Source organism: Pseudomonas sp. O39 (genome assembly GCF_045447295.1).
Taxonomy (GTDB): domain Bacteria; phylum Pseudomonadota; class Gammaproteobacteria; order Pseudomonadales; family Pseudomonadaceae; genus Aquipseudomonas; species Aquipseudomonas antarctica_A.
On sequence record NZ_JBJGXV010000003.1, the window covers coordinates 269606 to 282151 of the forward strand.

General features: G+C 59.0%; 12 protein-coding genes. 4 read left to right on the top strand and 8 right to left on the bottom strand.

Annotation, left to right across the window (positions count from 1 at the left end; all coding sequences use genetic code 11):
• Positions 1-750 carry an enoyl-CoA hydratase-related protein gene (locus tag ACI77D_RS06090; protein WP_064453952.1) on the top strand — a complete coding sequence of 250 codons (750 nt, stop codon included), beginning with the start codon at positions 1-3 and terminating at the stop codon, positions 748-750.
• A 197-nt stretch (positions 751-947) separates the two neighbouring features.
• On the opposite strand, the gene pyk is transcribed toward ACI77D_RS06090, so the two are convergent.
• Positions 948-2399, bottom strand: a complete 1452-nt coding sequence (gene pyk / locus ACI77D_RS06095; protein WP_064453951.1) for a pyruvate kinase — start codon at positions 2397-2399, stop codon at positions 948-950.
• Between the two features lie 174 nt (positions 2400-2573).
• Here pyk and ACI77D_RS06100 point away from each other — a divergent pair, with 174 nt between their 5' ends.
• A complete protein-coding gene (locus ACI77D_RS06100; RefSeq protein ID WP_017139782.1) occupies positions 2574-2948 on the top strand; it encodes a tol-pal system YbgF family protein in 375 nt (124 codons plus the stop codon).
• A gap of 225 nt (positions 2949-3173) precedes the next feature.
• Positions 3174-3533 carry a PilZ domain-containing protein gene (locus ACI77D_RS06105; RefSeq protein ID WP_064455007.1) on the top strand — a complete coding sequence of 120 codons (360 nt, stop codon included), beginning with the start codon at positions 3174-3176 and terminating at the stop codon, positions 3531-3533.
• 61 nt (positions 3534-3594) lie between these two features.
• Here ACI77D_RS06105 and ACI77D_RS06110 read toward each other — a convergent pair whose 3' ends face one another.
• From ACI77D_RS06110 to ACI77D_RS06135, 6 genes are read right to left on the bottom strand one after another with little or no spacing between them, the layout of a single operon-like run.
• On the bottom strand, positions 3595-4926 hold the full coding sequence (locus ACI77D_RS06110; RefSeq protein ID WP_407016236.1) for a DUF58 domain-containing protein: 1332 nt from the start codon (positions 4924-4926) through the stop codon (positions 3595-3597).
• A gap of 7 nt (positions 4927-4933) precedes the next feature.
• Positions 4934-5929: an AAA family ATPase gene (locus ACI77D_RS06115; protein ID WP_407016237.1), complete on the bottom strand. Its 996-nt coding sequence runs from the start codon at positions 5927-5929 to the stop codon at positions 4934-4936.
• Positions 5926-7083 carry a DUF4350 domain-containing protein gene (locus ACI77D_RS06120; protein WP_407016238.1) on the bottom strand — a complete coding sequence of 386 codons (1158 nt, stop codon included), beginning with the start codon at positions 7081-7083 and terminating at the stop codon, positions 5926-5928. Before ACI77D_RS06120 ends, ACI77D_RS06115 begins: the two co-directional genes overlap by 4 nt.
• Positions 7080-8606: a DUF4129 domain-containing protein gene (locus ACI77D_RS06125; RefSeq protein ID WP_407016239.1), complete on the bottom strand. Its 1527-nt coding sequence runs from the start codon at positions 8604-8606 to the stop codon at positions 7080-7082. Before ACI77D_RS06125 ends, ACI77D_RS06120 begins: the two co-directional genes overlap by 4 nt.
• The gene (locus ACI77D_RS06130; RefSeq protein ID WP_407016240.1) at positions 8593-9573 is read right to left on the bottom strand and encodes a stage II sporulation protein M; all 981 of its coding nucleotides are present in this window, start codon (positions 9571-9573) and stop codon (positions 8593-8595) included. Before ACI77D_RS06130 ends, ACI77D_RS06125 begins: the two co-directional genes overlap by 14 nt.
• Complete coding sequence (locus tag ACI77D_RS06135; protein ID WP_064453945.1) at positions 9570-10262, bottom strand: RDD family protein; 693 nt, start codon at positions 10260-10262, stop codon at positions 9570-9572. The genes ACI77D_RS06130 and ACI77D_RS06135 overlap by 4 nt, the downstream gene beginning before the upstream one ends.
• 166 nt (positions 10263-10428) lie before the next feature.
• Here ACI77D_RS06135 and sbcB point away from each other — a divergent pair, with 166 nt between their 5' ends.
• Positions 10429-11856 carry an exodeoxyribonuclease I gene (gene sbcB / locus ACI77D_RS06140; protein WP_407016241.1) on the top strand — a complete coding sequence of 476 codons (1428 nt, stop codon included), beginning with the start codon at positions 10429-10431 and terminating at the stop codon, positions 11854-11856.
• 90 nt (positions 11857-11946) lie between these two features.
• On the opposite strand, the gene mvaT is transcribed toward sbcB, so the two are convergent.
• Entirely contained in the window at positions 11947-12321 is a 375-nt protein-coding gene (mvaT, locus tag ACI77D_RS06145; protein WP_064453943.1) for a histone-like nucleoid-structuring protein MvaT, read from the bottom strand.
• Between the last annotated feature and the right edge of the window lie 225 nt (positions 12322-12546).

Sequence of the window (12546 nt, forward strand, 5' to 3'; positions counted from 1 at the left end):
ATGACTGACGCCATCCTGCTGCAACGCGAACGCGGGCTGCTGACCTTGCAGCTCAATCGTCCCGACAAGAAAAACGCCCTGACGCGCGCCATGTACACGCAACTGGCCGAGGCGCTGGAACAGGCTGATGCGGACTCAGGCGTCAGTGCCGTGTTGATCCAGGGCAGTAGCGACTGCTTCACGGCCGGCAACGATATTGCCGACTTCCTCGAACAGCCGCCCAGTGACCTCGACAGCCCACCGTTCCACTTCATGAAAAGCCTGCTCAACTGCCGCAAACCGGTCATTGCCGCTGTAGCGGGCGCGGCAGTCGGTATCGGCACGACCCTGCTGCTGCATTGCGACCTGGTGTATATCAGTCGCGATGCACGCTTGCGCATGCCATTCGTTAATTTGGGGTTGTGCCCCGAGTTTGGCTCAAGTCTGATCCTGCCGCGTCTGTTGGGGCATGCGAAAGCGGCAGAATTGTTGCTGCTAGGCGAAGGTTTTACGGGCGAGCAGGCGGCGGCATGGGGGATTGCGACCGAGGCGTTGGGCAGCGGCAAAGCGGCGTTGGCCAAAGCGCGAGAGATTGCCGAACGCTTTGAAACCCTGGCGCCAGGGGCGGTGCAGGTCAGCAAACACCTGATGAAAAGTGTTGATCGCGAGCAGTTGCGGCAAGTGATCGAGGAAGAGGGCGCGTTGTTTACTCAGCGCTTGAAATCGCCGGAAGCGATTGCGGCGTTGTCGGCCTTTATTTCTCGGCGATGAATGTGCGTTGACGGGGCCGACGTATTCGCGAGCAAGCCCGCTCCCACATTCGACCGAGTTCCTTCAGGGTGTACGCAGTAAAATGTGGGAGCTGGCTTGCCTGCGATGAGGCCCTCTAATTTAACCCGTCACCCTGCCTTGAAATGCAAAAAGCCCCGCCATTCACATGGCGGGGCTTTTGTTTTTCAGCGTGTCACTCAGACCATTGGGTCGCCAACGTGCAGGATTTTCATGCCGTTGGTGCCGCCGATGGTGTGGTAGCTGTCGCCCTTGGTCAGGATGACCCAGTCGCCTTTTTCCACAACGCCACGTTTAAGCAGTTCGTCGATAGCCGCCTGGCTGACTTGGTTTGGCGGCAGGGATGCCGGGTCAAACGGGACGGTGTACACGCCACGGAACATGGCCGCGCGGGCCTGGGTTTCGCGGTGCGGGGAGAACGCGTAGATCGGGATCGAGGAACGGATGCGGGACATGATCAACGGCGTGTAGCCACTTTCGGTCAAGGCGATGATCGCTTTAACGCCCGGGAAGTGGTTGGCGGTGTACATGGCTGCCAGCGCGATGCTCTGGTCGCAGCTTTCGAACACTTTGCCGATACGGTGGCTGGAGGTCTTGCTGGTCGGGTGCTTTTCGGCACCGACGCAGATACGCGCCATGGCCTGGACGGCTTCGAGCGGGTACGGGCCGGCAGCACTTTCAGCCGAGAGCATCACGGCGTCGGTGTAGTCGAGCACGGCGTTGGCCACGTCAGACACTTCGGCACGGGTTGGCATCGGGTTCTGGATCATCGACTCCATCATCTGGGTCGCCACGATCACCGCTTTATTGTGGCGGCGTGCGTGCAGGATGATCTTCTTCTGAATACCGATCAGCTCGGCGTCACCGATTTCCACGCCCAGGTCGCCACGGGCAACCATGACTGCGTCGGACGCCTTGATCAGGCCGTCGAGGGTTTCGTCATTGGCCACGGCTTCGGCGCGTTCGATCTTCGCCACCAGCCAAGCGGTGCCGCCGGCTTCGTCGCGCAGTTTACGGGCGTATTCCATGTCGGCGGCGTCGCGCGGGAAGGACACGGCGAGGTAGTCCACTTCCATTTCGGCGGCGAGCTTGATGTCGGCCTTGTCTTTTTCAGTCAGGGCTGGCGCCGTCAGGCCACCGCCGCGGCGGTTGATGCCTTTGTGGTCGGACAGCGGACCACCGATGATCACGGTGCAGTTCAGTTCGGTGGGGGTCGCTGTGTCGACGCGCATGACCACGCGACCGTCGTCCAGCAGCAGTTCGTCACCGACACCGCAATCCTTGACCAGGTCCGGGTAGTCGATACCTACGACGTCCTGGTTGCCTTCGGTCAGCGAATGGCTGGTGGAGAAGGTGAACTTGTCACCGATCTTCAGTTCGATTCGCTTGTTGGCGAATTTGGCGATACGGATTTTCGGGCCTTGCAGGTCACCCAGCAATGCCACGAAGCGGCCGTGCTTGGCGGCCAAGTCACGCACCAGCTTGGCGCGAGCCTTGTGCTCGTCCGGGGTGCCGTGGGAGAAGTTCAGACGGGCAACGTCCAAACCAGCCAGAATCAGCTGTTCGAGGACTTCCGGCGAGTTACTGGCCGGGCCAAGGGTGGCGACGATTTTGGTACGACGGACGGACATGCACAGACTCCTGAGTTCAAGCGCTGGGGAAGGCTACTATGCTCTTTGGTTGTAGTCATTGTTCGTTTGCACTACTTATCGATGATTCGCTTGTTTTCGCTCCAATCGAATAGACGAACATCCTTGAAGATTTTCGACGAGGGGTCGATACACTGCACAAGACAGGAGAACCCCATGCGAATTTTGCTCATTGCTGCCTTGGCCGTCAGTGTCGTCGGCTGTACCCGCTGGTCGATGGACCATCATTTGAACAATGCTTACCGTGCCTATGGGGTGGGTGATTGCGAGCGCGTTACCCTGGAGTTGTCCCAGGTAGACCGCGAGAGCCGTACCCGTCGCTATGTGCAACCGGAAGTCTCGATGTTGCGCGGGCAATGCCTGGAACGGCAAAAATTGTTTGTCGATGCGGTGCAAACCTACCAGTTCATCATCAATCAGTACCCGTCCAGCGAGTACGCCTACCGTGCCCGTGCCCGGCTCGACACCCTGCAGCAACTGGGACATTACTCCGGCGCGAGCGTTGCGCAACCACGCCCGGCGTCACTTTGATGATATTTGTCATTCTATAGCTCGCCCGGCGCCAGTCTTGAGCTATTCTTTGAGTGTTCGTTTGTACAAGGTTATGTTCAAACGAATGGAATGCTTGGGGTTGGCAGCTGTAGAGCGACAAAGCGCATGCTGTAGTCGCGCTGATCCCCAGGGAGAGCGGGCCCTATCGCCCGTTCCGAATCACTGGCGCGGCCAGACTCATGGCCAATGGATGGCGATTTCAACATGTTTACCGACCGACGGATTGAGCGGCACCAGTTGTCATGTTTCCTGAAAGTGTTCAACCGGCTTACGGACAAGCCTATTGGCTACTTGGGTAACGTGTCCAAAGACGGGCTGATGTTGATCAGCCAATTACCCATGATGGTCGATGTGGCGTTTGAGCTGCGTTTGAAAATTCCTACAGCTGACGGTGATTTCCAGGCAATTGACCTCACCGCAACCTGCTTATGGAGCCATGAAGACGTCAACCCGCAACACTATGACTCAGGGTTCAGTGTGGTCGAAGCGCCCGAGGCATATGAGCAATTGATCAATGCCCTGTGGCATTACTTCAGTTTTGATCCTTTGCAGGCTTCCGCCTAGACATTGCGCGCTGTCGCCCCGGCCCGGGTGTGATTAACCAGGCCGTGGTGGTGCGCATGTTTCACAATACGCCCGCTTTTTTCCAGCCCAAATAACGCGTCACCAAGGCCGCTCCAAGCCCTGAGGGCAGCGTATCCAGTACCGACAAGCCGTGCGCGCTCAAGCGCTCATGCAGATCGTTTCTTTTATTGAGGTAGTCGATGGTGCCGCTGTAGGCCAGCGCTTCGGGCAAGGTTTGCACGGGGGATTGGCGCAGTTGGTCGAGCACGTCTTCCCGCAGGCTGGCGACCAGTACCCGGTGTTGCCGACCGATGCGTTTAACCGCCGTCAGCAGTTCTTCATCGTCTTCATCCCGTAGATTGGTGACCACAATGACGAGCGCCCTGCGTTTTTGTCGGGCCAGTAACTGGCTGGCGGCGGCTTGGTAGTCGGCGGTGCGGCGGGTGGTGTCGAGGTCGTATACGGCATTGAGCAACAGGTTCAGTTGGCCGGTGCCCTTGACGGGCGCCAGGTAGCGGGGCTGGTCACAGGCAAAAGTGCATAGCCCCACCGCGTCGCCTTGGCGCAAGGCGACATAGCTGAGCAGCAAACACGCATTGAGGGCGTGATCGAAGTGAGAGAGTTCTGCGTCCTGGCTGCGCATGCGCCGGCCACAATCAAGCATGAACACAATTTGCTGGTCGCGCTCGTCCTGATATTCCCGGGCGATTGGCGTGCGCTGGCGCGCGGTGGCTTTCCAGTCGATCTGCCGCAGGCTGTCGCCTTCGCGAAACTCGCGTAACTGATGAAACTCCAGCCCCAGCCCTCGCCGCTGGCGTTGACGTATGACCAGTTGGCTCAACCAATTGTCGACCCCCAATAACTGTGCGCCATACAGATGGGCGAAGTCCGGATAAACACGGGTCGTATCGCGGGCCTCAACCAGACGCCTCGCGGACCAGAGCCCCAAGGGGCTGGGCAGGTGAATCTCACAACGGCTGAAACTGAAGTGCCCGCGTCGTAAGGGGCGCAGGCGATAGCCCAGTTCGCTGCTTAGACCGGGGCGCAGTTCGATGGATTGGGGCATATTCTCCATGCTCAGGCCGTCAGGCGCATGGTCGAATACCTTTACCGTCAGCGGCTGTGGGTAATCGTGTTCGAGCGTCAGACGCACATCGCCCCAACGACCCAGGGCCAGGCTACCTGGCATCTGCCGCCGCACGCGAGCACACGGCAGGCGGCTTAAGCGCAAGGCGTCCAGCAGCGCCAGTAGAAACAGCGCAAGCAGCAGGCCCCAAGCCACCGAATACAGGGTGTCGGGCACCTTGAATTGTAAGGCCGCAGCGGCCCCCAGCAGGGTGTTCAAACCCAGCAGTACGCCGAGCCAGATCAGCAGCAGACGAGTCGGCTTCATGGACGGGTCATTGCCGAGGTGCCGGAATCTGGTCCAGCAACTGCTTGAGCACCTGGTCCACTTCCAATCCGTCGAGGTCCAGTTCGGGAGCGATACGAACCCGGTGGCGCAGCACCGCCAACGCGCAGCCCTTGATATCGTCTGGAGTGACGAACGCGCCCCCGCGCAGCAAAGCACGGGCGCGGGCGCCGCGTACCAGGGCGATGGAGGCGCGAGGGCCTGCACCGATGGTCAGCCCCGGCCAGCTGCGAGTAGCCCTGGCCAGGCGTACGGCATAGTCGAGTACGTGTTCATCCAGTGCCAGTTCGCTGGCAATCTGCTGTAACTGCAGCACATCCTCGGCTTGCAGCACGGTGCGTAATGGCTGCACGTCCAGCATATCGGCCCGGGATGAGCGCGTTACTTCGCGCACCATATCCAGTTCCTGCTGTGAATCGGGGTAGTCCATGCGCACTTTGAACATGAACCGATCCAACTCGGCCTCGGGCAGCGGGTAGGTGCCTTCCTGTTCAATGGGGTTTTGCGTCGCCAGCACCATGAAGGGTTGGCCGATGGGCAGTGCCTCACCTTCAAGGGTGACTTGACGCTCCTGCATGGCTTCAAGCAGGGCGGCCTGAGTCTTGGCCGGGGCGCGGTTGATTTCGTCGGCCAGCAACAGGTGAGTGAACAGCGGCCCCTTGCGCAGCTTGAATTGTTCGGTGTGCAGGTCGTACACGGCGTGACCGGTGACATCGCTGGGCATCAGGTCCGGCGTGAACTGGATGCGTGCGAAATCGCCACCGAAACAACGGGCCAGCGCGCGCACCAGCAGCGTTTTACCAAGGCCGGGTACGCCTTCAAGCAGTACATGGCCGCCTGCGATCAGTGCGGTGAGCACGTCGTCGATCACCTGATCCTGGCCGATCACTGCCTTGCGCAGTTCAACGCGCAGGGCCTGTGCCTGTTGGCTGGCGTGTTGAAGGCTTTCGGCAGTCTGGTCAGTGGCCGTTGGAAAATCGCTCATAGGGCGTTCCTCAGAGTTTGCAGGCATGCTACTTCCCGGCTGAAATCGGCGCTGGAGAGCCGTTTTGCCGGGAGTGGGCCGAGGGCCTGGCGGATGACGTGGGAGGGTTGGCGCGTCAGGCGTTCAAGTACCTGCCACTGTTCAGCGGTTTCGAGGTGTTCAAAGCCTGGGTGGCGACGCCTTGCAGCACGCTGGACATCACCCTGTAACGCTTGCAACAGCGTGCCTTGGCCACTGCGTCGCAGCAGGAAGTCGGCACTGGCCTTCAAGTGTTCCTGCAACTGCCGGCGTGCCTTGGGTGCTGGTGTACGGATTGGGCCTTGGCGCATACCGGCCTGCCAGAGTGCCAGGGCAATCAGCGCGATGAGCGCCACCAGGGCCTGGGGAAAGTTGCGTATCAACAGGGTCAGTAGATTGTCCACGTCGCTGTTGAACAGCAAGGTTACGTCCGTGCCCTGGTTGAGGTACCACAACAGCCAGGCGTTATCGTGTTTGCCGATACTCGGGGTTTTCCACAGATCGCTGTCGGTCACAACCGTTACGGTGCCGTGCCCGAAGTTGCGTTGCATCAAATGGCTGGACCTGGCGCTGTTGGCGGAAAACTGCGCCAGGTGCTTGGGATCGGTGAGGCTGAAGTCGGTATCGAAGCTGAAGTAGGCCGGGGCGGTTTCATTGTCGACATAGAGTTTGGTCAGGTCCGGCGCTGTCTTTTTGCGCGAGGAGGTGGGTTCGTCAGCGGCCTCACTCAATGTTTGGTGGATGTTCAACCGATCAAGCAGCAGGTCGCCGCTGTTGCCTGTCTCTTCATCCCATAGCGCTTCGGCGACCAGCAGCAAGTGGCCACCGGATTTTGCCCAGTCCAGCAGTTGGTCCACCTGGCGTGGCGTCATGTTGCTGCGCTCACCCAGCAGCAACAGGCTGTGCCCTTTGGCAGGCAGGTTGGCAAGCCTTTCAAGACTGTTGGCATGCTCCACTGCAAGGCCTTGCTGGCGTAGAAAGTATTCGGCCGCCAGGTAGGTGTTTGCCATGACTTGCGGCGACGGGCCACGGTCGACTACCTCGTCGTAGGGCGTTGCGATATGCCAAACGTAAAGGCCACCTGCTCCCAGCAAACATACCAGCAGCAGGCCGACCCACAGCATTGGCCGGTTCATTGGGTGGCTCCCGGGCTGAAGAGGGCACGCCAATCGCGACACAGTTGCTGTTGTACCCAGGTGGGGGGAAGACGGTGGCCATAGGCGAGGTTTTGCCAGTGGTGAGTCAGTTCATCGCTGAAGGCCAGTAGCTGCGGTTGTTGCAGTTGATGAACGCGTTCCAGGACCTGGCCTTCGGTGTCCGCGATTTTCAGAGGCAGGTTGAAGTCGTGCAACAGTCGGTTGAGCAGGCCGCGATACAACAGGCCAAGGGCTTCCCTTGGTTGGGTAAGCCATAGCTCTTCGGCAGCGCTGGCGACGTCCTCAGGCAAGGTGTCGGTGCCCAGCTCCAGGCCGAATAAGTGTGTGGGTGCCGGTTTGGCAACGTTGGGTTTGAGTGACCCGCGTCGGCTGACAAAGGTGCGCAGCCAGTCGCGATAGTGCCAGACCAATAGCGCCACGCAGCCCGCGAGCAGGCTCCATAACAGTATTTCCAGGCCAAAGGCTGCGTGTTTGAAAGTATTGCTGTTGAAGGTGTCCAGCAGCGACTGAAGCCAGGCCGGAAGCTTGCCGTCACCGCGCGCCTTGTGTTTCGCAGTGAGAGGGTCATCGCCAAAACGGTAACGGGTGACGGTTTCCCGATTTTTGAACGGGGGAGTGTCCAGCAGCGTCTTGATCGATTGGCTGGCGGCCTGGGTCGTGACCTGCCTGGGAGATTCCGGGGCGTCGGCCATGGCAGGGCGGCTGAACGGTAGAAGCATCAACCCGGCCATCAGCAGCAACGGTACGATACTGCTCAGGCGTTGGCGCAGCCGGCGGAACACCAATTCCAGGTCCCAGGCCTCCAATACAGTGCGGCGGTTGAGGTACAGGCTGAAACCGCATGCGACATAGATGGGTTCCCAGAACACCAGGATCAACGCGTAAAAGGCGTTGCCCAAATGCTCCAGCCACAACCCCTCTGAACCGGTTGCCAGTGCCAGCCGTTGCCAGTCCCAATCCAGTTCCAGTTGTTGCGGAATGAATAGATAGAACAGTGCCATGCAACCGAACCAAAGGCCTATTTCCAAATGCACCCCGATGGTGGTCAGCCAGCGTGCAGCACCGGCGTTGCGCTGCAGGAGCACTCCTAAGCGTCTTTGGCGGGCTTGGCCGTCCAGGCCTTCGAGTTGGCTCACCGGCATCACAAAGCTGCGACTCAGGCTGAATCGCCTCCAGGTCAGGCTGGCCAGCAGTTGACCTTTGAGCAGGCGCGGCCAATGGCGTACTGCCTGCTTGAGGCTGGGTGTCTCGCCAAACAAGGCCGTTGACAGGATGTACAACGGTAGCCGGTCAAAGGCCGGTTTTAGCCACCAGAACAAAAACATGGCCGTGGAAGGGTAATTCCACAGCAGGGCGGTCAGCACAATGAAGATCGGCAGGGTCACCATTGCCCAACTGGTCATCAATAGCAGGCGATGTTCCCGAGCCATTAATACGCCCAGGTCCATGGCTTCCCAGGGAGTGCGAGGTCGAATCACCACGCTGGCATCACTCAGGCGCATGGTGAGTCCGTCCGGCAAGGGTCAGGTAAGCGGCCATCAGCAGCCACAGCCCTGCGCCTGTCAGGTATTTGATCCAGGGGGCGATTGTGCTGGAAGAAGACCAGTAGGCTTCAATAAATGCCGCTATCAACAGGAATAACATGACCCCGCAGAGCATCTGCACGCTCTTGCGTGCCGCCAGGCGCAGAGATTCGCCGCGTGTCAGTTGCCCGGGGGCGATCAATGCCCAGCCCATCTGCAGACCTGACGCGCCGGCCAGCGCAATGGCACTGAGCTCGAAAGCACCATGGCCGATGACAAATGACCAGAAGGTCTGGCCATAGCCTATCTCTGTGAGGTGCCCGGATACGGCGCCGATGATCAGGCCGTTGAAAATCAAAAAGAACACACTGCCCAGGCCGAACAGCAGGCCGGCGGCAAAGGTCTGGAAGGCAATACCGATGTTGTGCATCACGTAGTAGCCAAACATCATCCAGTCTTCACTGGATGCACGATCGGCGGCGCGCCCCAGGCGGCCGGCATCCGGGTCATACATGCTGTGCATCTCGGCCACTTGCTGGGGGCTGACGATGCTGTAGATCAGGTCTGGAAACAGGTAGACCAGCAACCCAACCCCGACCAGGCTGCCGAAGAACAGCAGGCTGGCGATCAAAACGAAGCGCCACTGTTCACGTACCAGACGAGGAAAGTCAGCCAGGACGAAGCCCAATACGTTCGCCCCCAATTGGCTCCGATGGCGGTACAGCTGTTGGTGGCCGCGTAGAGCCAGTTGTTGCAATGGGTCTATCAGGTAGCTGCTGTAGCCACGTTCCTGGGCCAGCGCGAGGTGCTGGCACACGCGTCGATAATGGTGTGGAAAGTCAGCCACTTCGCTGGCTTTGGTCTTGCCTTGCTCCAACTGCTTGAGTTGTTCGGCAAAGGCTTGCCACTGCGGCTGATGGCGGCTTTCGAACAGGCTCTGCTTCATGTCGGCCCCAGCAAGCCGCGAGCCACGCCATTGAGTTGCTCCACGGCGCGAGCTGGCGAGACCTGCAGCGGCGTTGCAAGGATGGAAGCGAGTTCCTGTACCCGCTCGGCGGAGAGCTCACTCTGGCGTTCGGCGAAGCCAAGGATGGCACGTTGCTCGCTGAGCTCCAGTGTAAAGGGCAGGCGCAGGGCGACGGCCTGAGGCACCTTGGGGCGAGCCAGTGGTTGTTCGCGGTAGATCACCAGCGTGCCGGCGGCAAGGTCGCCAAGCCGTTTGAAATGGGGGTGTTGCAGGCAACTGATGGCGCCGAGGAAGTAGCCGAAAGGCAGCATGTCGACAAAACGCAGCAGGTTGCGAATGAGTGAGGCGGACCAGCCAATGGGTGTGCCGTCATCCTGTACTACCCGCAAGCCCATGACCTGCTTGCCCGGAGAGCAACCCTGGTTGAGTACCTCAAAGAGCACCATGTACCACCAACTGATCAGGAACAGCAGCAGCGAACCCAGGCCGAAACCGATATTGCCGAGCAGCGCCAGCGGTACGAGCAGGATGCCCATGACCAGGCCGCGCAAACCCAAATCGAAAGCAAAGGCCAGTGCACGTGGCATCAGCCCGGCCGGGCGCAAGGGCAAGTCTATGCCCTCCGGGGTCTCGATCTGGTAATGGGTATCCAATGGAACTGATGGCATCGCGATCCTTGGCAGTGCGTGCGGCTGGAATGCACGGATGCTAGCAGTGTCGACGGTGGAAGCAACCATTCAAGGTTTTGCTGGATATTTGTACAGGTCAGGTATCGCTGGCCCCGGACGTATTACAGCGCCTAGACTTTGCCGATCTTCAGGACAGGAACAGCCCGTGACCACCATCTTCTGGTACGACTATGAAACCACCGGCATCAACCCGCGCAGCGATCGCCCGCTCCAGGTCGCCGGTATTCGTACCGACCTCGAACTCAACGAGGTCGGCCCGCCGGTCAACCTTTATTGCCGGCCGAGCGATGACATCCTGCCGCACCCGGCCGCCTGCGCGATAACCGGTATTACCCCCGGCATCCTGGCGGAAAAGGGCCTGGCCGAAGCCGACTTCATGACCCGCGTGCACGCCGAGTTGGCCGCGCCGGGTACCTGTGGGGCCGGTTACAACACCTTGCGTTTTGATGATGAAATGACGCGCTACAGCCTGTACCGCAACTTTTTTGATCCTTATGCCCGTGAGTGGCAGGGCGGCAACAGTCGTTGGGACTTGATCGATGTGGTCCGCACAGCCTACGCGCTGCGCCCCGAAGGCATTGTCTGGCCCGAGCAGGACGGTCGTGTCACCCTCAAGCTTGAGCGTTTGACCGAAGCCAATGGCATAGACCATGGCCAGGCCCACGATGCCTTGTCGGACGTGCGAGCCACCATTGCCTTGGCCCGTTTGGTCCGCGAGAAACAGCCCAAGCTGTATGACTGGCTATTCCAACTGCGCAGCAAGCAGCGTGTGATGGATCAGGTTCGCCTGTTGCAACCCATGGTGCATATGTCAGGTCGTTTTTCCGCCGCGCGTCATTACCTGGGCGTGGTACTGCCCCTGGCCTGGCACCCGCGCAATCGCAATGCGTTGATTGTCTGTGACCTCGGGCTCGACCCGCAGGGTTTACTGGACCTGGACGCCAATACCTTGCGCCAGCGGCTCTACACGCGCCGTGAAGACCTGACGGACGGTGAACTGCCGGTGCCGCTCAAGTTGTTGCATATCAACCGTTGTCCGGTCGTTGCGCCCTTGAATGTGCTAAGGGCGCAGGATCGTGAGCGCCTTCAGTTGGATATGGATGTCTGCCAGGCGCGGGCGCTGCGACTAACTGACGCACAGGAAGTTTGGCGCGACAAGTTGGCGGCGATGTATGCCGAGGAAGATTTTGTGCCGAGTCAGGACCCTGAGCAGCAGCTCTATGACGGTTTTATAGGTGACCGCGACCGGCGTTTATGCGAACAAGTCCGGGCGGCAGAACCTTCACAGTTAGCACATCAGCAGTGGCCTTTTGATGATCATCGATTGCCGGAATTATTATTCCGCTACCGTGCACGTAACTTTCCTGACACCTTGAACAACGAGGAGCAACAGCGCTGGAAACTTTTTTGCCAGCAACGTTTGTCAAACCCGGAATGGGGCGCGCCGAATACCTTGTTGGCATTTAAGCAGGCACGTGAGGAGTTGGCCGTTAGTGCTACATCGGTTCAGTGCCAGGTGCTGGATCAATGGCAGGAGTATGCCGACTCTTTAGCGGCTCGCCTGGACCTGTAGTCAGGTAAGTGGAGAATATTCGGACAATAAAAAACGCCAGCAAGCTGGCGTTTTTAATGTGTTGCATATCAGGCGATAGCCCGACCAGGCTTAGCCCAGCAGGGTAGCCCAACCTTCAACGACGTCGCCGCCCCACTTGGCTTTCCACTCTTTCAGCGTCTTGTGGTTGCCACCTTTGGTTTCAATCACTTCGCCGTTGTGCGGGTTCTTGTATTGCTTGACCTTGCGAGCACGCTTGGTGCCGGTAGTTTTCACAGCGCCACGGGGTGCTTTGATTTTCGATTCCGGATCCAGCAGCGCGATGATGTCACGCAGGGATTTGGAGTATTCACCCATCAGGGTGCGCAGTTTGCCTTCGAATTCCAGCTCGGTTTGCAGCTTGTCGTCTTGGGACAGGTTCTTCAAACGGGCTTGCAGCTCTTTGATAGCTTCTTCGGTGGCGCGGTATTCGTTGATCAGAGACATGGGGACTACCTTATGTAGAGCACTGATTGACAGGAGTGGCCCAATAATAGTCAGGCAATTTCCCCAAGTAAACATTTAAGGAGACATTTATGTGAATTACGTTGAATGTTTGTGGCAAAGCTATGCAATCGAGTTAATTAGTAGGTGGTAGGTGTAAAGATAATCCTGTTTTATTTTTGATAACTGCCTGAGTGTGAGGTGGCACCGTCATATAGCGGCGCTAAA